Source organism: Akkermansia muciniphila (assembly GCF_002884975.1).
Classification (GTDB): domain Bacteria; phylum Verrucomicrobiota; class Verrucomicrobiia; order Verrucomicrobiales; family Akkermansiaceae; genus Akkermansia; species Akkermansia muciniphila_C.
On sequence record NZ_PJKB01000003.1, the window covers coordinates 456552 to 475999 of the forward strand.

Sequence of the window (19448 nt, forward strand, 5' to 3'; positions counted from 1 at the left end):
GATTGAAGAATATTAGATTTAACAATATTAAATTCCTTCTTCTTCTACCGTGTGCCTCGTGTGAACAACGTTTTTATCCATTTGGCGTGAAGGAATTGGAAGGCTCAGCAAATGTGAATAAATTCGGCTCATAGAAATGTGGATAACATCTGAATAACTTATTCACACCATACTCACACTTAATTGACGCATCCGTTCACACGGTTATTGGCATGCGGAACGGGGCAGTGCATTCCGTCTTGCAGAGGCGGCGTAAGAAATCATACCATTCATGCATGAGGGTTGCCAGACTGATTTATATTCCGGAGGAGGACCTTACTTTTCCCGCAACGGGCCCTGAAAGGCCTTTCTGCGCCTTTTCCGTGGCTGGGATGAGTATAGCCGCATATTGTGCCTTCCGGCTCCGGGAAGCGGGCTTTGAGACGGTTTTGGAACCGGGAGAAGCCGTTCCGGAGGAAACCGGGGAAATAGTGGAAGTGTCCATGCATGATTTTTCACCGCAGGCCGCCGCGTGGCTTGCCGCCTGCGGGGCAGGGGAGGCGCGGAGCGGGGAAGGACACCTGCTGGCGCGGAAAGGGCGGGGAAACGGCCTGAAACGTGTTTTCACGCGGCAGGAAGCTCCGGTGGAGCGCCTGGTTTACCCCTGGGACCTGCTGGCGTGGCAGGAAAAAGTAATGGAGGGAATGGCAGGAGGGAATTTTTCTACGCGGGAGGGCATTTACGTCACGGGAGCGCTCCGGGTGGGGAAGGGCACCGTGGTGATGCCCGGCGTGGTGGTGGAGGGGAACGTCTGGGTGGGGGACGGATGCAGGATAGGGCCCAATTGTTATTTGCGCGGCTGCGTATCTATCGGAAACGGCTGCGTGGCGGGGCAGGGGGTGGAACTGAAAAACTGCATCATCGGGGATAGCGCCTTTATTCCCCATCTGAGCTACGCAGGAGATTCCATCATCGGTACAGATGTCAACTTCGGGGCCGGGGCAGTGTGCTCCAATTTCCGGCATGACGGAAGGGAGCACAGGATGATGGCGGGTGGCAGGCTGACGGATACGGGGAGGGACAAGCTGGGCGCCGTCATCGGGGATCATGTGCGCCTGGGAGCCAACACCGTCATTCTGCCCGGAAGGGTAGTCCCTCCCGGGACCTGGACCATGCCGGGGGAAGTGTTCACGGGGGCATGAAACGGGCAGGGGCCCCGGAACGCAAAAAGGCCGCATGCGGAGGAACCCCTCCGTCATGCAGCCTTTTAATAATACGTTTCCGGCTTGTAGAAAAAGCGGGAATGGTTCAGCGCCTCCGGCGGCGCATCAGCAGGGCGCCCAGGCCCAGCAGGCTCAGGGAAGCCGTAGCCGCTTCCGGCACGGGGAGCACCACGCCGTCATAAAACTTGATGTTGTTGATATCCATGGTTCCGTTCATGGGGCGCACCTCTCCGAAGGAAGAGCCGAACTGGGAGCCTGTCAGAGCCGGGGAGGACGGATTCCAGCCGGTGATGGTGCCCGCCAGGGCGCCGTTGACGTAAACGGAAAGCGTCTGGGAGGAAAGATCGGAGACAATGCTGAAGTTGTTCCATGTATCCTGCTGGAGGTTTGTCCAGGTCAGGCCCGTGTTAATGTTTCCACCGGTTTGGCCTCCGAATCCCTTGTTATAAAAATAAAGCTCTCCGGCTTCATTGAATTCAAGGACCATGCTGTTGGATTCTCCGGAAACCGTTCCATTGGAATACAGGCTGAAAACGTCTTTCCATGCATTGCCGGTGGAACTCAGGTTTTTCAGGTCAAAACTGACGGTGAAACTGCCTGTAATGTCTGCTATGCCTGATTTGTAGGGGGTGCCGCCGCCGGACCCGCTGCCGAAGGTGGCGTAGTCATTGCCGGCCGTGTAATTGAAGGAGCCGTTCCAGCCGGGAGCGGTTATCTGCGCTCCCTCCGTGGTCCATTCCCAGGAGTAAATGGGAGTAGCTGCGTTTGCCAGTCCCGCCGCGGCCAGTAGGGCCAAAATAATTAATGAACGTTTCACAAAGGTTCTAAAGGTTGTTTATTGCCGCAAATCGCCGGACCCGCAGCTTGAATGAAAAGTACCGGATTCCGAATCCGGGTCCTGCCATTATTCCTGTCTGAACTGCCGAATCCATTAAAAATAGGCGGGATCCGGAAGAAACGCTTTATTCATGCCTTTTTATTTCTCTTATTTTCCCGTAAACTTTACTCCCGTTAATACCTTTATTGTTAAAAAAATGATTTGATTCCGGATTCGGAATCCGCATGACCGGGTCAACAGAAATAGTATTCTCTGAAGAATGGAATTTTAAGAATACTTAAATAATTTGAAAAAATCGTTTCATGCAAGATATGCCCGGAGAAACCACCTATTACTACATATTGTATGCTTTTTAAAAAATACTGCCAAATATTAGGGTTTGACGGAAAAATGGCTTGAACCTCAGAAGGCGTTTGTGAGAGGATGCGAGGCAGATAAAAGCACAGACACATGAAGTTTACCATTTCCAAGCAAGTATTTCTCGACGGTCTGAGACAGGTTGCCAGCGTGGTGTCTTCCAAGACGACGCTGCCGATTCTTTCCAATGTCAAAATTGAAGCTGAAAACGGCCAGGTGCGTTTTACGGCTACGGATCTTGACGTATGCATTACAGGCGTAGTTCCCGCGAACGTGTTGCGCGAAGGCACCGTGACCCTTCCCGCCAAAAAGCTGGTGAGCATCATCAGCGAGCTTCCTGAAGCTGAAGTCCAGGTAGACGTGAACCAGCGCAATCAGGCGACCGTGGAGTGCGGCCGCTCCCAATTCAAGCTGAACGGCCTTCCGGCGGACGAATTCCCCGAATTGCCTTCCTTTGAACAGGCGACCGTCTACCAGGTGGACCAGAACTTGCTGCGCGACTGCATCCGTCGTACGGAATACGCCATTTCCACGGACACCACCCGCTATGTGCTGAACGGCATCTCCCTTTCCTTCCGCAACGGCAAGATGACCCTGGTGGCTACGGACGGCCGCCGTCTGGCCCTGGCGGAAACCGCCCTGGAATTCCCGGAAGAACAGCAGCTGGACGCCATCCTGCCCACCAAGGCCGTCGGTGAACTCCGCCGCCTTCTGGATGAAGTGGGAACCGTCACCGTCCGGTTCACCCGCAATCAGGCCGCTTTTGAAATCAATGATACGCTTTTGATCAGCAAGCTGATTGACGGCAATTATCCGAACTACCGCCAGGTCATCCCGACGGACTGCAAGGAAAGCATTGAACTTCCCTGCGGTGAACTGCTGGAAACGGTGCGTCGCGTGTCCCTCCTCTCCGTGGACAAAAGCACCAACATCAAGCTGAACTTCCGTGAAAACGAGCTGGAAGTGGCTTCCAGCGCGGAGGGCGTGGGTGAAGCCCATGAATCCATGACGATTACTTATGCGGGAAGGCCGCTTTCCATCTCCTTCAATCCGGATTTCTTCATGGCTCCCCTGAAGACGATGGCCGGGGATACGATCATTACGCTGAACCTCATTGATGAAATGAGCCCGGGCGTATTGAAGATTGGTGATGAGTTCCTGTACGTGCTCATGCCGATGAGATCTCCCAACTGATTTTGACTGGTACAAAATCGTTCATACAAGGAACAGGCGCCGTGGAAGCATGGCGCCTGTTTTTTATGGTCTGAAAATGAAAGGGATGGCAGGGTTATTCACATTAATGTTCTACGTGGAACATTTTTCATTTTCCACCAGCCGGGCATAGGAGGGCCGGCTGGTCCCCCCCTCCGGTACCGGAATGGAATCCGGAAGGGCAGGCCCTCCGCATCCCGTTATTCGCTCAACAGCCCCGGAGCGGAAAACAAATCCGGAGCTACGTGGAAGGGATAGGAACCGGAGGCGTGGAGAATGGCTTCCCGGACGGGAGGCAGAGAACTGAAGCAGGCGGATTCCACATCCAGGATGCGGCCGTCTTTCAGTTCAATCATCAAACCCGGCTCCGCTTCATGATCCGGCGTACATCCTATGCGCTCAATCAGTTCCCACGGAATTTCCCTGCGTGAAATGCTGTTGCCCCAGGCAATGGAGGCGGAGGTCACGGTCAGGAAGTATGGCCTGCCCAGAAGGACGGGAAGCCACAGGAATAACAGGAGGGAGCCGAGAAGAAAACTCCACCATCCGGATCCGAAAAAAGCCCAGACCAGGCCGCACCCCAGGGTGCCGAGGAGTCTTCCTCCCAGCCGGTAGCTGCGGTAGGAATAGTAAGTGTTCATGAGTTGCGAAGTCAATGAAGCGTCAGGCGCAGCCGGGGGGCGTGAATCCCCCGCCCGCATTCTGTACGGTACTCCTTCATTCCTGCGAAGACAAGAGGATAAGTCAGGAAATCCAGTCCAGCATTTCACGTGGCACGGAACCCCGGGAGCGGATCAGGGAGAGGAAGGCTTCCTCCATTTCCGGCGGCGGCGGAAAGATGCCCGGCATGGCGCGTCCTGCGGCAAGCTCCACGGCGCCCTGGTTGTGGAGCGCGAGGGGAGGGTCTATGTAGCGCATTTGCGTAGGGTCCGGCAGAATGAAGTTGAGGGGACGCCCTCCATTCAGCATGCGTTCCTTCGGAATCTCCGGTCCCCATTCGTCCTCCACGCCCATATTGGCCAGCAGAACGCCGGAGGAGCACGCCACAGCCGGGTCAATCATCCCTGACAGGGCATGGCGCCTGCCTGTAGCCGTGACGGCGCAGAACGCCTGTTTAACAGCGTTATTGAGAGTTTTCCCGTCCTGTGCATGGATGAAGGAGACGGAGGGTGCGGGAAGGGGCCTTTCCTCCACATCCGCCACGATGACGTTTAAGCCCCGGCTGAGGGCGTGCAGGACGATTCCCCGGCCTACTTTTCCGCAGCCGATGACTACGAGCATGCTTCCCGGGCCGCTTTTCATCCCCAGCGTTTCCAGGGCGCGGAAAAAGCTTTCTCCGGTTCCCAGGCAGGTTTCTATCTGCTTGATTTTTCCGGCGTCCACCATCCACACGGGCTGCGTGCAGCGCGCATAATGCTGCGCTCCGGACCGGGTCAGTTCCACATACCCGCAGCGGCTGGGAACATGGCTGAGCGCCCCGGCGCAGTCCATCACCACGTCATAAGGGCCTTCCGCCTGTCTTGCGTCCACCACGGGTATTCCGTACCGGTCCAGCAGCGCGACCGTTTCCGGGTCGTGGGGCATCACTGGAGAGACCGCTGCCGTCAAGTCCGCTCCCGCCGCCAGCAGGGCGGCGTATTTGGCGCAGGTGTTCCGGAACACGGGGGAAGCGTCAATCACACGGCAACCTTCCAAGGGACGCCTTTTAGCCCATGTGTGATACTGGTGCAGAAGCACCGGGAATTCCTTTTCCTGGTAAAAGGAGGACAAATCTTCCAGAATGCGCGCCGGAGATACAGGCATGGCAAAAATTGTAAGGGTTCTACGGATGAGAGGCAATCTTTCTCTTCTCACGTTGCAGTACCTTCCGCCATTCCGGGCGTTCGTTTGAAGACTTGGTTTTTAATGGATGCCCTACCGAGGAAGAGTTTGTTGTTTTTCATTTCAGCGAAGGGAAAATCAAACTCTGGAGAGGGAGAAAGCCGCAAATGAATGAAAAAAACGTCGATAGAATCATGAATTTTGTAGAAGCAGGTACAGAGATGATAAAGGGGAAAATACGTTTGAACAGGTTTCTTATCGGAAAAACATCGTGATAAATAACTTGTATAGGTGAGGAAAAGCTGGATTATTCTATTTGGTGACAGGATTTTACCCCATTGTTTGATTAAAGATGAAGAAACTGGTCATGAACTGCGTGGAATGCATTATTTTATGCAGTATGATTTTTATGAACCTGTCTCAGGCGCAGGAGGATATGGAGAAGCTCAAACAGGCTGCTGGAATAGTGGACCAGGCGTTGGATGATGGCTTTGGAGTAAACCTATGGGAGATAGTGGAAAAAAATCAGAATATCAGTGAGGACGAAGCTGCGGACATCATGCAGATGCCCTATTACAAGGACAGAGTCGCTGTGTGGGACAGTAGCCTTAAAATGCTGGAAGGAACGGAATTCAGACAAAATGGCCTGAAGGGGCATGCGTCCGGGGCTGTTCAGTTCAATCCGCGGACAGGCGTTGTTCTGCCCGGGTTTGCCATTGGAGGCGGTCGCGATGCAGCCATTTTTACCAGCCAAAGACTGAAAATTGGACAAACCATGTTTTCGTGCTTTCAGTGGTGGGATGAACGTTGGAATCCAGCTGATAATGAATGGGAAGTGGCGGGGGTGGTGGTCAGGCAGGTGGCCGGTTCCCGTGAAGCGGTCATGTTTTTCCTGAATAAGGAAGGAGGGCGATGTTGCTTGCCGTGTGGAGTAGCCGGCATTCTTTACCAAAAGGAGTTGGGCAAAATGGTCGCTTCCTTTTTTGACTGGAACGGCCAGCCGGCCGAATTGAATCAGGCCGGATACCGCGTTTCCCGGGTGGAAGAACCGATGAATGGTTCTCCGCCTTCCTTTTATCTGGGAAGCCACTTGCTGGATATGGACTGGATGCGCCTGGGGCATTGGCGGGAAGGAATGATTTATTTCTTGTGGAGTTACGGAGGCGTAGCAGATTGACGGGAAAGGCGGAAGCATTATTTGTGCTGTCGATGCCTCTGGAAAGAGAGAATGGCATAGAAAAAGGACTGCCTTTCGGGTAGTCCTTTTTGAAATGGATTGCGGAGAAAACAGAGTGTTTTCCGACAGCTTGTTGTGAGTTCCAGTTCCCTATTGCTGTACGGCAGGGGTTTTCTGCACTTCCGGCACGGGCAAAGGCGTTCTCTGGATGGTTACGGGCGTTCCTACGCTGGTTTGCTTGTAGAGAATTTCCGCGACGTTCCGGGGCAGGCGGATGCAGCCATGGGAGATGGGATGGCGACGCACCTTCCCCACGTGCAGGCCCAGGCCCGCGTTGGTAAGCCGCTGCCAGTAGGGCATGGGGGAACCGTCAAAGCGGCCGCCTTCCGGAACGGGGTCCGTAGATTCCGCATTGTAGTTGATGCATTTGCCTTCCGCATCATACATCTTGCCATACAGGTTGGACGCGTGGTCTTCCTTTTTGGAGATGACGGTGTAGTCTCCCGTCTTGGTCGGGTAGGCCTTGACGCCGGAGGAGAGCGGAAAGTCCATGGCAACCAGGCCGTCCACCAGGTACTGGCCCCGCTGCTCGTCCAGGCAGACGAAGATTTTGCGGGATTTCTTCGGCTTGCGGTTCAGCAGGGTGTCATCCTTGTATACGTCATACGTTTTCCGGTAGTCCTTGCGGGCTACAAAGTGGGCATACGTGGAGGGATGGAAGGGGTTTTTGTATTCCGGGACGGATTTGTCCACGGCGCGCGGGTCCGGCAGGGCCGGGTGGCCCTTGCCGGAGTGGGTGCAGGACGTCCACCCCATGAGAACCACGGGGAGGACGGCCAGAAGAAAGAGATGCTTCATAAGCGGTGAAACCGGGAAGGGACCCCCGGATTACTTGGAACGCGGAATCGTCAGCTTCTGGTTGATGTGGATCATGTCGGACTTGAGGCCGTTGGCTCTCTTCAGCGCCTTGACGGAGGTGCCGTTCCTGCGGGCGATGGCTCCCAGCGTATCGCCCTTTTTCACGGTGTAGGTGCGTGCCTTGGGAGCGGGCTTGCGCGTGGTGCTCTTTCTGGCGCTCGTGCTGCGGGAGGATTTGCTGCTGGCCGTGGTCTTCCGCGTGGATGATTTCTTGCTGACGGAAGGCTTGGTGGGCGGATTATAAGCGTAACTGGAAGAGCTGGAGGAGCTCTTTACCGGGCTGTAATGGCCGGATTCATAAGCGGGATCAGAGCTTTCAGCAATCCACGGCGGGATTTCCCCGCTGGCCGGTTCCGCAGTGTCATAACCGCCTGTGGAGGAATTCTGGGTAGAGCAGGAAGAGAAGGGGAGCACCAGCGCGGCAGCGCAGGCGCAGGTAAAAATGAATGGCGCTTTCATGTGTGCCCTGTTCATACTAATTTATGATTTCGGATTCAAGGCGCTAGCGCGGATTGCCGGGATTTTTTTTCAGCCCTTGTCCAGATTATAAAAGGTTTCCGCATTTTGCGTCGTTACGCGGGCCAGCTCATCCAGTTCCATGCCTCTGGAAGCGGCGATGAAACGGGCCGTATGGATGAGATGCGCGGGTTCATTCATGCGGCCCCGGAGGGGTTCCGGGCTGAGGTAGGGGGAGTCCGTTTCCAGCATGATGCGGTCTTCCGGGCACCAGCGCGCGGTTTCCGCCACTACGGGGGCGTTTTTAAAGGTGGCCACCCCGGTGAAGGAGACCATGCCGTCCAGTTCGTCAAAGATTCGCGCGGCCTGGGCCGTGTCTCCGATGAAGCAGTGGAACACGGGGCGCACGCGGCCCGCGTGGTTCCGGGCAATCGCCAGGGCGTCTTCAAAGCTTCCGGAGCCTTTCCGGTCCCGCGTGTGCAGGACAATGTTGAGGCCCAGGCGCGCCGCCAGGTCAAAATGCTGTTCCAGCAGGTCCTGCTGAAGGCGGCGGAAGCTCTCAGCCTCCCAGCCCCGGGGGGCTCCGTGGAAGTAGTCCAGCCCCGTTTCCCCGATGGCGGCCAGGGGGATATCCTGCGCCATCCGGGAAAGACGGTCCGCCCAGCCCTCCGGCGCGTCATGGGCGTCGTCCGGATGGATGCCCAGCGCGCAAAAGACCACGCCCGGGAACTGGCGCGCCCACGCCGCGTTCGCCTCCCAGTCATCCGGGCGGGCTCCCAGCGTAATCATGCGGTCAATGCCTTCCCGGAGGGCATGCTCCACATAGGCTTCCCGGCGGGACTGGTCAAATTGCGCGGAAGCCAGATGGCAGTGCGTGTCAATAATCATGGCGTAAAAACCCTGGCAGGGCAGGGGGAGTCTGTGGATATTTCCCGGTTTTGAAAAGCGCAAACGCAGGGCATGCCTGATTTTTCCTTGCCACGCGGAAGTGAAACGCACAAACTGCCGCGCATGAATTGTACGGCTTTGTGCATGTGCGCCGGCCTGTTGTCGGTGGCTTCCCTTCAGGCAGGAACCCAGCAGATAGAAGCGCCGCAGGAAGGCCCTGTCATCAGTTTCCATCTGGAAAACGACATGTTCGTGGGGGATGACGATAATTATACCAACGGCGTCCGCTTTGCCTGGATGTCCGGCACCACATCCCGGAGCCACTCCTTTTCCGGCATGCTGGGAACGGTGCTGGGGGGCACGAACGCTTCCGCTTCCTGGCGGCGGTTCATGGGCATGAACGGTTCCCCCAACCTGCGCCAGCAGTGGGGACTGGACCTGACCCAGCTCATGTACACCCCGGAGCAGAAGGCTACCTACCCCATTTATAACCAGCATCCCTACGTGGGCAACCTGACGCTGGGCCTCACCTCCCTGGTCAAGAATGAAGACAGGGCCAATTCCCTGGAGCTGCAATTGGGCACCACGGGCACGAATTCCCTGGCGAAAGGCTCCCAGCATTTTATTCATAAGCTGTGGGGCATGGAACAATGGCCCGGCTGGTCCAACCAGCTCCCTGGAGAGATGACGGCCAATCTGTTTTTCAAGCGCTACTACCGCCTGCGCGGACTGGAAAAGCGCTACAGTTCCGGCTTTGAAACGGACGCCCTGGCGTACTGGCACGCGGACGCCGGCACGGTAAAGGTGCAGGCGGGCGGCGGCATGTCCTTCCGCTTCGGCTACAATCTGGGCAATACGTCCCCTGAAAACAGCATCCGCGGGGCTACCAGCGCCGCGCCGCCCTTCGTTTACAACAGGACGAACGTCGCCAACTGGGGGTATTACGGCTATCTTCACGCCGCCGTGCGCGCCGTGGCCCATGACCTGTACCTGGACGGCACGGTGTTCCGCTCCTCTCCGGAGTACGTGAACAAGTATCCCGTGGTGGGGGAATGGGGCTACGGCTTCGGCCTCCGGTACAAGCGCACGGAACTGCTGTTCGGCCTGCACTACATTACCAAGGAGTACACGCAGCAGGAATCCATGCAGTGCGTGGGCGTCCTCCAGTTAAAGCATACTTTTTAACGGCTGCGTTTTCCGCAGGTCGGGCATAAACGCAACGGCAGCTTGCAAAGGGCAAGTTTGCTGTTAGAATTAGAATTGCGGATTCGTATGTAACAGGACAATCCGTTTTTGCATACCAACGTTGACACATATTGACTTCATGAGAACAACCAGATCCTGGCTTTTATCCTGTACCGCGCTGGCGGTAGGCTCCGCCATGTGCGGCCTCGGAGCCCCGGGCGATTCCGCCCCCGCGCCCGCCCCTACCGGGCTGGAATGGGAGCAGGAACAGAACCTGCATTTGAACAAGGAGGCCCCCACGGCCTTTTTTGCGTCTTTCAGCGATTTGCAGTCCGCCCTGAAAGTGCTGCCTGAAAACAGCAAGTGGCGCAAGTCCCTGAACGGACAGTGGAAGTTCCACTGGGCCAAGGATCCCCAGAGCCGCCCGGCCGATTTTTACAAGCCGGATTACGACGTGAAGGACTGGAAGGAAATCAAGGTGCCCTCCTCCTGGCAGACGCAGGGCTACGGCACCCCCATTTATTCCAACCAGCCGTACCCCTTTGAACGCTCCTGGCCCTATGTGATGAAGGAGCCTTCCAACAAGAATTACACGTCCTACAAGGAACGGAACCCCGTAGGCTCCTACCGCCGCACCTTTGAAGTGCCCGCGGACTGGGACGGCAGGGAAGTGTACATGCAGTTTGACGGCGTGGATTCCTTCTTCTACCTCTGGATCAACGGGCAGTACGTGGGCTTTTCCAAGGATTCCCGCAATCCGGCCCGCTTTGACATCAGCCCCTACCTCAAGAAGGGGGAGAACGTGGTGGCCGCGGAGGTGTACCGCCATTCCGACGGCGCGTACCTGGAATGCCAGGATATGTTCCGCCTGTCAGGCATTTTCCGCAACGTCTCCATTTTTGCGGTGCCGAAGGTCCACATCCGCGACTTTTTCGCGCAGACCAATCCGGTGGACCAGAGAGACTGGGCCCTGAACATTGACCCCGCCAAGCCCGGCACCATGAACGGGGACTGGCGCCTCCAGGTGGACGTGGACGTGCGCAACCTGTTCCCGGCGACCGAGAAGCTGGAAGGGTGCACCGTATCCATGGCCCTGTATGATGCCGCCGGCAAGCTGGTGGAGCCCGTCAAGCCCAAGGACGCCCCGTATGACGGCGTGCTGGAAAAGCCCCTGCGCATCACCGGCATGAAGGATTTCAAAACTTCCCTGCTGGGCATTTACGCCAAGCCCCGCCTGTGGTCTGCGGAGGATCCCAACCTGTACACCCTGGTGCTGACGCTGAAGCGTGACGGCAAGACGGAGGAAATGGTTTCCTCCCGCGTGGGCTTCCGCAACGTGGTGATCAAGGACAGCGTGTTCCTGGTGAACGGCCAGCCGGTGAAGGTGAAGGGCGTGAACCGCCATGAAAGCCATCCGGAAACCGGGCATTACGTGACTCCGGAGCAGATGGAGGAGGAAGTGCAGATGATGAAGCGCGCCAACATCAACCACGTGCGCTGCTCCCATTATCCCGCGGACCCCTATTTCTACTACCTCTGCGACAAGTATGGCATTTACGTGCAGGATGAGGCCAACATCGAATCCCACGGCTACTACTACGGCAAGGAATCCCTTTCCCATCCCATCGAATGGATGCCGGCCCACGTGGACCGCATCATGGCGATGGTGGAACGCAACAAGAACCACCCCAGCGTGATCATGTGGTCCCTGGGGAATGAGGCCGGCCCCGGCCAGAATTTCCGCAGCGCGGAAAAGATGGTGAAGGCCAGGGACATGTCCCGCCCCACCCACTATGAACGCAACAACGACATCGTGGACCTGGGCTCCAACCAGTACCCCTCCGTGGACTGGACGCGCTCCATGGCGGCCAACAAGAACTTCCCGAAGCCCTACTACATTTCCGAGTACGCGCACAACATGATGAACGCCATGGGCAACCTGGCGGACTACTGGGAGGCCATCGAGTCCTCCGACCGCATCATGGGCGGCGCCATCTGGGACTGGGTGGACCAGGGCCTGTACAAAACCCTGCCGAACGGGGAAAAGATGCTCGCCTACGGCGGCGATTTCAACGACCATCCCAACAGCGGCCAGTTCGTGTTCAACGGCACCATCCTGGCGGACCGCACGCCGGAACCGGGCTACTTTGAAGTGAAGCACGTCTATCAGAACATCTCCACGTCCCTGACGGACGACGGCAGGATTTCCATCTTCAACAAGAACTTCTTCACGGACCTGACTCCGTACGACATCACCTGGACTCTGACGGAGAACGGGAACGTGGTCGCGGAAGGCAAGCTGGATACGCCGCCGGCCGGGCCCCGAGAAAAGATCGTGGTGCCCGTGCCGGACATCCCGCAGCTGAAGAACCGGAAGCCGGGAGCGGAATACGCCCTGCGCATCGGCTACAAGCTGAAAAAGGACAAGGACTGGGCCGGGAAGGGCTATGAACTGGCTTTTGACCAGCTCCAGCTTCCCGTGCAGGGAGACCTTCCCATGTTCAAGGCTCCTGCCGGCAAGGTAACCCTCAGCGCGGACAAGCACACCGTGTCCGGCAAGGATTTCTCCGTGCAGTTTGACGCGGCCACCGGGGAACTGGCCCAGTTCACCGTGAACGGCAAGCCCCTGTTCAAGACGCCCATGGCGGTGAACGCCCTGCGCGCCGCTTCCAGCAATGAACCGGGCGTCATGGCCAAGAGCATGGCCAACGGCCTCCGTGAACTGAAGCATGAACTGCTCAGCTATGAAGCCGTGGACAACGGCAGCAGCGTCACCGTCAAGCAATCCGTCAAGGTCAGCGGCAAGCAGGCTGAAAACATCAGCGGCTATGGCGACACCAAGACCTCCATTACGCCCAAAAAGCAGCCCCTGAATGACACGAACACCCATTTCATCAACAATCTGGAATGGACCATCTACCCGGATGGAACCGTCGTCTGCCAGTCCGTGCTGCTGCCGCGCGGCAATCCCCTGGAGCTGCTGCGCCTGGGGTATGAGCTCCAGTTGCCGGCGAACATGGGCAACGTGACCTATTACGGCCGCGGGCCGGAGGAAAACTATGCGGACCGCAAGAGCGGCATGCCTCTGGGCGTGTACAAGACGACGGCCCGGGATTCCTTCTTCCCGTACGGCAGGCCGCAGGACTGCGGCAACCATGAAGACACCCGCTGGGTGGCCGTCACGGATGACAAGGGGCAGGGCCTGCTCTTCGGTTCCGTGGGCGCCCCGTTTGCCTTCTCAGCCATTCCCTACACCACGACGGACCTGATTCTGGCCAACCACCCCGTGGAGCTGCCCAAGACGACGGACAAGACCGTACTGGTCCTCTCCTCCGCCACGCGCGGCCTGGGGGGCGCCTCCTGCGGCCCCGGCCCCATGAGCAGGGACATCATCAAGGCCAACAAGCCCTATCCGCTGTCCTTCTTCATGCGTCCCGTTACGGCCAAGTCCTACAAGGGTGAAATCCGCGTGCCCGCGGCCCAGCTGGACATGACCATGCTGACCCGCACGGACAAGTACACGGTCAAGAGCGTGACCAGCCAGGAACAGGGCGAGGCGGACGCCGAGTTCGCCATTGACGGGGATCCCGGCACCTTCTGGCACTCCGAGTACAATAAGACCGTGACCAAGCACCCGCACGTGCTGGCCGTGGACCTGGGCAAGGAGCGGGAGTTCTCCGGCATTACCTACCTGCCCCGCCAGGACGGCAGCAGCAATGGCCGCGTGAAGGATTATTCCGTGGAAGTGAGCACGGACGGTGAAAAATGGCAGCCTGCCGCCAAGGGCGCCTTCCCGGACAGCGCGGACCTTCAGGAAGTGAAGTTCCAGACGCCCGTCAAGGCGCGCTATTTCCGCTTCTCCGCCCTCAGTGAAACGCAGGGCCGGGATTACGCCGCCGTAGCGGAGCTGGACATCATTCCCGTCAAGAAGTAACCTCTGCGGGGTCAACCCGTTTAAACAGGCGCCCCGCCGCTCTTCAGGAGCGCGCAGGGCGTTTTTTGTCCTCCCATGATGGAGCCACAAACCCGTGCGGCGGCTGGTGCCGGACCGGGCGCCTCTGAACGTATCTTTTAAAAATCAGCACGGCTTGCAGCCGCAGGGTTAATTGCTGTGCAAGGCGTGCAGCGTTTCCGGACGGCGCATTTAAAGCAGCGGGAGCCCGCTAAAAAGCCTCCGCACAGGGATGTTCCCGTGCGGAGGCCAAAGGGGGTAGGAAAAGCGCTCTACCGCCGTCTGCGCATCATCAGGGCCGCCAGGCCCAGCAGGCTCAGCGTAGCGGTGGCGGGTTCGGGAACCACAAGGTTGAAATCATCTCCCAGGAGGGGAGTGGCGTACCAGTCATAGTCTTCGGCAGCGGCTTCCTCCCGTGAGCCGAAGAAGAATTGCATGTCGTCTCCCACCACTCCCGGGTACAGGGCCAGTTCCCCTGTCGTCACGTTCCGGAACGCAACCATGGAAAACTCGGCGGGGGAATCAGCGCTGGTGATCAGCAGGACAATGGGCTTTCCTTCCAGTCCGGAGGTGATGGTGCCGGAAAGGGAGAATTGGCCGTTACTGGTGATGGTGCCGGGATATTCCGGAGAGACGGAGGGAAGGCTGCTGGCGAAGCTCTGCCGGATTTCCACCATCTGGCTGTAGGTCAGCTGGTCCACGGGCGTGTTGTCCCTGGACCATTGGATGTTTCCGTTAACCAGGTCAAAGGACCAGGTACTGCTGGTCAAATGGCCGAGCATGGCGGACCCGTTTTCCAGGGAATGTCCGGAAGCGTCAAAAATGGGCGTAATGGGGGCGTCTCCGTAGTCGTTTTCATTATAAACGGAGAGAGTCGTGGCGGAGGCGGCTCCGGTCAGGATCAGGCCGGCGGCGGCGCACAGCAGGAAGGAATGTTTCATCATGGTAATCAATAGTTATTGAGGATTGGACAGGGTAGTTGTCTGAACAGTTGTACAGGCGGGAAGCCTGGTGCCGGAAAGGACATTCAGGATGCCTTCCACCATGGTGGAGGATACGTTTTCACCCGTGTTCCTGTTTTTCCACTGGCTGGAGGAGGAATCGTAATAACACGGTTCCAGGGGGCCACCGGCGGTGAGGGGCACGTAAACCACGTCACCGGCAGGGTCGGGCAGCGCCGTGTGGAGGAACGTGCTGTGAAGCGTCTGGGGAACGGCCAGCCCCGTATGGAGCAGCGTGCCTTCCTGGGAGAGCAGAAGCTTCTGGTGCTTCTGCACCACTTCCCCGATGACGAAAGCCTGCACGTCGTTGCCCGCCTTCCGGACGATTTTGAGAGGTTCATGATTGAATACGGGGAGAAGGCCCATGTCATCCCGGGAACCGCGGCGCATCCATTTGTTGTCCGCCGCAGAGTGGTAAACTGCAATCTGGATGGTAGGCGACGTGGAAATATAAACGGAATCCGCCGTGCCGGAAGTGCCGCTTTTCAGGCTGAACGTATTGTCGGCGCCCAGAACATCGTTCAGGGTGCGCGCCTTGCGCAGGACGTAGGAAACCGGCTTGGTGTTTTTAACCAGGTCTGCCGTGATTTTATCGTCTACGGTCACTTGATTCCCCGTCCAGGAAGGGGCGGGCTTTTTCCACGCATCCCTGTTGAGGGGGAGGGCCATTGCCTCGTCTCCGAAAATGAGTTCCAGAATATAGGCGGAATCCGCATTCATCAGGTCATTGAAATTGACGTCCGGGTCCGTGATCGTAATTTTATTACCGGAAACGGTAATGTTGCTTTCCTCAAGCGTGTGCCGCATCAGGGCTTCCGGGTGCACCCCCAGCCCCAGATATCCGGTGGTCTTGGCGTGCAGGTCCGTCTGAATGTAGCCGCAGGGCGTGCTGTAAGCCGTTTCCGCCTGTGTGGAAATGGCCGTTCCCGACAACAGGGCGCAGGCGCAGAAAGAGGCTGGCAGGCAATGTACCGGATTCATGAACATTAAATCATTAAGAGGAAAGGGAATGATTTGTCAATTAAGAAAGGAAAAAACATTCCGGTTTTTTAATTTTATTTGTTAGAGAGAATGTTCCGCAGAGAGGGAGGCATGGCGGCTCCTGCCGCGTGCCAGGGACGCGGAAGGCGATGAAATAACTGGTTTCAGGCGCTCCGGCGGCATTTCCCCGCCGCTGGCAGGAGCGCAGGACTGTCCGGAGGGCTTTTTCCTCCCTCAGCCGGAAGGTTCCCTGTGCCGCGGGCGGTTTTGCCCTTAAGGCGTGTTTTCCCCTTCCCGGGAGATTTTCAGGTGCAGGAAGCGCCTCCGGGGGGCTTCCGCCTTCATGGGAACGGTATCCCGGAACGAGGCGGAGCTTTTGCCCTCCGTCTCCACTTCCGTTATTTCCTCCCAGGTGCGGAGGTCCTCGGAGGCTTCCACCAGATGCCTGATTCCCGTGGCTTCCGGATTGACGGGCCAGTCCAGAACCAGGAAGGTGTCACCGCCCGCTTCCTCCGTGGAAACCTGCACCACGCTCCCGCTGGGCTTGAGAGGGTCCAGGCCCGTGGCGTATTTCAGCAGGTTGGGAATACCGTCTCCCGCAGGGGAGTCATTGGGCCCCGTTTGGTCTGCTGCCGGGTCACGGGAGGTGATTTCATCCTCCTTCCATTCATTCCAGGTGCGTTTTTGCCCCCGCTGAACCACAGTGGCGGAGCGGACGGTTCCGAAGGAGGAAAAGGAGAGTCCGGCCGTGCGGGAGCTTTCACCGGGATTGGCCGCTGCGGCAATGGATACGGTTCCATTACCCGTTTCCGCGCCCTGCGTTCCGGTGATGTTCAACCAGTCCGCCGTTTTGGAAACCGCCCACGCGGCGTCACAGGTGACGGAAAAAATGGCTGTTCCCCCGTTTTTGGGCAGAACGTGGGCGCCGGGAGACACGGTCAGGGCGGGTGCCCGGCCGGACTGGATGACGGTGACCACGGCCGGCTGGACGCCGGGAACGGTAACGGTTATGGCGCCGGTGCGTTCTCCCGCGCCTTCCCAGCGGTTTACGCTGTAGGTGACTGTGCCGTTTCCGGAGCCGGAAGCCGGAGAAACGGTGATCCAGTCTGCGGAGGAGGAGGCCGTCCAGGAGCCATCACTGGAGACGGTGAACGTGGAGGCCGTTATTCCTTCCGCCTCCACGCGGATGGTTTGTGCGGCGGCGGGAACGTCCAGGGTGGGGAGGAATTCATGATACGGAATGCGGAGGAAGAAGATGTTTTCATCTCCGGCGAGCCCTTCGTAAAGCACGCCGATGTGGCCGTCCCCCGTTTCGCAGATGTCGGAATAGCCGCAGGAGGGGCGGGAATCATAGAGAACCTGGCGGTTCGCGGGCCACGTAGCGCCTTCGTCAAAGGAGGCCTTGAGGGTCATCAGGGCGCGGGGGGCGGAAGTTTTATCAGGGTTGGAGAAAAGGATGGCCCTGCTGATATTTCCGGAGTTTTCCACGGCAAGCTGGCTGGCCTGGCAGGCGGCGGGTTCCGGCAGGGCTTTCAGGCTGGTGGCATGGGCCGTCCATGTCTCCCCCATGTCGTCCGTCGTGAAAACCTTCCGGTACCCGCTCTTGTTTTCATTGCGGGCGTTGAGCATCAGGCGCCCGTCGCTGAGTTCCGTGACCACGCATTCGCTGGAACTGGCCCCGATGCCGAGCGTGCCGGATTTTCCGGTATCCGCGCTGATCCAGGTCTGGCCGCGGTCCAGGGAATAAATGATGCAGGACTGGGGCGTTCCCGCGCCGCTGGTGCCCGTCCATATCTGGGAAGGGAAGACGATGGGGCGCACGCCATTGACCGTTTTCTTCATCGTAATGCCGTGGCCCGGCCCCTGGAAGAAGGATTTCCAGGCCCTGTTCTTGATGTCCTTGTTAATGCTCCGGGGCTTCATTTTCACGAACTCCCCGGTATCCGGGTCCACGGAACCCCACGTCTGGCCGTTATCCGTGCTGTACGCCACCACGTACTGGGCGGTTTCCAGGCTTTCCACGTCCACGTTGGCCTTGGAGGAGGCCAGCCCGTGCCTGGCGATGCCTGCCACCCACAGGGTGCCGTTGACTTCATCCAGCAGGATGCAGGGGTCGCTGACGCCGTAGCCGGAGTTGTAATCATTGGCGGAATTGCTCGTGGGGTTGAAGTTGACGGCCACGTTGACGGGCGTCCAGGTGCGTCCGTTGTCCATGGAGCGGCTGCACCCCATGTCAATGTTGGCCTGCATGTCGTTCCGGCCGTCGTAGCGGATGTCAAAGACGGAGACCAGATCCCCGTTCCCGGCGCGCACAATGCCCGGAATGCGGAATTTCCTGGAGGTCTTTCCTTCCGTGGGGCCTCCGTAAACGGGATCGTTCCCCTTGGCGATGGCATAGCCTATCCGCTGCCGCGCCGTCACTCCGTCAGTGAAATCCGTCGTTTCCCCGTTCACGGTGACGGAGGCGATCCTGGCGCCCACCTTGTGGTCCATGCTGGCGGAATCCTTAAGCTTGACGCTGACCCAGAAGTAGTATTGCTGGCCGTCCGTGAGCGCCCCGGAAGTGACGGGAAAGGTCATGACGGGAGCCGGCGGCTGGGCGGGGCTGGCCAGGATGCCCGGGGAGCTCATGGCGCCGTGGCCGCTGCTGCCATAGGCGGGAGCGGAGTAAATGTTGCTGGCGTCTCCGGTGTAAAGGGAGACGCTTTCAATGTCTCCCAGGTCGTCGGACGGGCTCATGTCCACGGTGACGGCCATGCCGGCATAAGTGGCTGGCGTTTGCGTCAGGGAAAAGCGGAGGATGCCGTTGGCCTCCATGCGGATCATGGCCGGCCACGCTTCTGCGGCGCTGGAAAAGGGCTTGAACTCGGAAAAGGCCAGATCATCCAGGAGGACGCCCGTGTTGGCGGGGGCCTCGCAGCGGAAGATAAGGCCGGCGGTGCCGGAGGGGATCATTCCCTCCACTTGCTGGGTCATGGGGCTGCCGCCCGTTTTCAGGGAGGAGCCGTCTGCCACCAGCGTTTCATTCCCTTCCCGGTCCACGGCATGGATGGTGAAGGAGAAGGGATTGGAGGCCGTCCAGCGTTCCCCTCTCAGGGAGAGTATTTTTTTAACGGCCAGGGGAGCGGGCAGCGTCAGCGTGGCCGTACTTGTCATTCCGGCTCCCCTGCCTGTGAGCCGCAGGCAGTTGGGCTGGGAAGACCAGCGGTTATTGGCGATGGCGGCATGCCCGCTTTCCGCCGTCATGGTTCCCAGGGCGGTGGACAGGGAGGTGAAACCGCCCGTCTGGAAGGAATCAAAGTTTTCAGAAACGGGCTCGGACGCCCGCAGCGCCATTCCGGCGCCCAGGTACAGGAGGAGCAGGGCGGCGGCAGAGGCAAAGGTACGGCGTAAAGGGTGGAAGGTGCTCATGGTGGGAGAGAAAAAGATTCCAAAATACGTAATAGCGAAAAGGAAGAAG

The 19448-nt window shown here is 58.3% G+C and carries 14 protein-coding genes; 5 read left to right on the forward strand and 9 right to left on the reverse strand.

The features are described 5' to 3' along the window. Positions 1-371 precede the first annotated feature (371 nt). Positions 372-1181, forward strand: coding sequence for a hypothetical protein (locus tag CXU21_RS11805; protein ID WP_180972803.1), 810 nt, complete (start codon positions 372-374; stop codon positions 1179-1181). A 106-nt stretch (positions 1182-1287) separates the two neighbouring features. Here CXU21_RS11805 and CXU21_RS11810 read toward each other — a convergent pair whose 3' ends face one another. Further along, a complete protein-coding gene (locus tag CXU21_RS11810; RefSeq protein ID WP_146017082.1) occupies positions 1288-2019 on the reverse strand; it encodes a LamG domain-containing protein in 732 nt (243 codons plus the stop codon). A 471-nt stretch (positions 2020-2490) separates the two neighbouring features. On the opposite strand from CXU21_RS11810, the gene dnaN reads away from it, so the two are divergent. After that, positions 2491-3591, forward strand: coding sequence for a DNA polymerase III subunit beta (dnaN, locus tag CXU21_RS11815; RefSeq protein WP_022396127.1), 1101 nt, complete (start codon positions 2491-2493; stop codon positions 3589-3591). Between the two features lie 218 nt (positions 3592-3809). On the opposite strand, the gene CXU21_RS11820 is transcribed toward dnaN, so the two are convergent. After that, on the reverse strand, positions 3810-4250 hold the full coding sequence (locus CXU21_RS11820) for a hypothetical protein (RefSeq protein WP_102726161.1): 441 nt from the start codon (positions 4248-4250) through the stop codon (positions 3810-3812). 103 nt (positions 4251-4353) lie between these two features. Continuing rightward, positions 4354-5412: a hypothetical protein gene (locus CXU21_RS11825; RefSeq protein WP_146017083.1), complete on the reverse strand. Its 1059-nt coding sequence runs from the start codon at positions 5410-5412 to the stop codon at positions 4354-4356. A 370-nt stretch (positions 5413-5782) separates the two neighbouring features. On the opposite strand from CXU21_RS11825, the gene CXU21_RS11835 reads away from it, so the two are divergent. Further along, positions 5783-6607, forward strand: a complete 825-nt coding sequence (locus tag CXU21_RS11835; protein WP_146017084.1) for a hypothetical protein — start codon at positions 5783-5785, stop codon at positions 6605-6607. A gap of 150 nt (positions 6608-6757) precedes the next feature. Here CXU21_RS11835 and CXU21_RS11840 read toward each other — a convergent pair whose 3' ends face one another. The 3 genes from CXU21_RS11840 to CXU21_RS11850 all read right to left on the reverse strand — a co-directional run bounded on the left by CXU21_RS11840 (position 6758) and on the right by CXU21_RS11850 (position 8869). After that, positions 6758-7465, reverse strand: coding sequence for a L,D-transpeptidase family protein (locus CXU21_RS11840; RefSeq protein WP_102726165.1), 708 nt, complete (start codon positions 7463-7465; stop codon positions 6758-6760). A gap of 30 nt (positions 7466-7495) precedes the next feature. Continuing rightward, positions 7496-7984: a LysM peptidoglycan-binding domain-containing protein gene (locus tag CXU21_RS11845; RefSeq protein ID WP_219723191.1), complete on the reverse strand. Its 489-nt coding sequence runs from the start codon at positions 7982-7984 to the stop codon at positions 7496-7498. Positions 7985-8053: 69 nt separating this feature from the next. Beyond that, positions 8054-8869 carry a TatD family hydrolase gene (locus CXU21_RS11850; RefSeq protein ID WP_180972804.1) on the reverse strand — a complete coding sequence of 272 codons (816 nt, stop codon included), beginning with the start codon at positions 8867-8869 and terminating at the stop codon, positions 8054-8056. Positions 8870-8992: 123 nt separating this feature from the next. Here CXU21_RS11850 and CXU21_RS11855 point away from each other — a divergent pair, with 123 nt between their 5' ends. Together CXU21_RS11855 and CXU21_RS11860 are read left to right on the forward strand one after the other, a co-directional pair. Beyond that, positions 8993-10054, forward strand: coding sequence for a lipid A deacylase LpxR family protein (locus CXU21_RS11855; protein ID WP_180972805.1), 1062 nt, complete (start codon positions 8993-8995; stop codon positions 10052-10054). Between the two features lie 139 nt (positions 10055-10193). After that, on the forward strand, positions 10194-13988 hold the full coding sequence (locus CXU21_RS11860; protein ID WP_219723192.1) for a glycoside hydrolase family 2 TIM barrel-domain containing protein: 3795 nt from the start codon (positions 10194-10196) through the stop codon (positions 13986-13988). Positions 13989-14278: 290 nt separating this feature from the next. On the opposite strand, the gene CXU21_RS11865 is transcribed toward CXU21_RS11860, so the two are convergent. The 3 genes from CXU21_RS11865 to CXU21_RS11875 all read right to left on the reverse strand — a co-directional run bounded on the left by CXU21_RS11865 (position 14279) and on the right by CXU21_RS11875 (position 19399). After that, positions 14279-14950 carry a PEP-CTERM sorting domain-containing protein gene (locus CXU21_RS11865; protein ID WP_102726169.1) on the reverse strand — a complete coding sequence of 224 codons (672 nt, stop codon included), beginning with the start codon at positions 14948-14950 and terminating at the stop codon, positions 14279-14281. 12 nt (positions 14951-14962) lie between these two features. After that, positions 14963-15988 carry a hypothetical protein gene (locus CXU21_RS11870; RefSeq protein WP_146017085.1) on the reverse strand — a complete coding sequence of 342 codons (1026 nt, stop codon included), beginning with the start codon at positions 15986-15988 and terminating at the stop codon, positions 14963-14965. Positions 15989-16261: 273 nt separating this feature from the next. Continuing rightward, the gene (locus CXU21_RS11875; protein WP_146017086.1) at positions 16262-19399 is read right to left on the reverse strand and encodes a BACON domain-containing protein; all 3138 of its coding nucleotides are present in this window, start codon (positions 19397-19399) and stop codon (positions 16262-16264) included. Between the last annotated feature and the right edge of the window lie 49 nt (positions 19400-19448).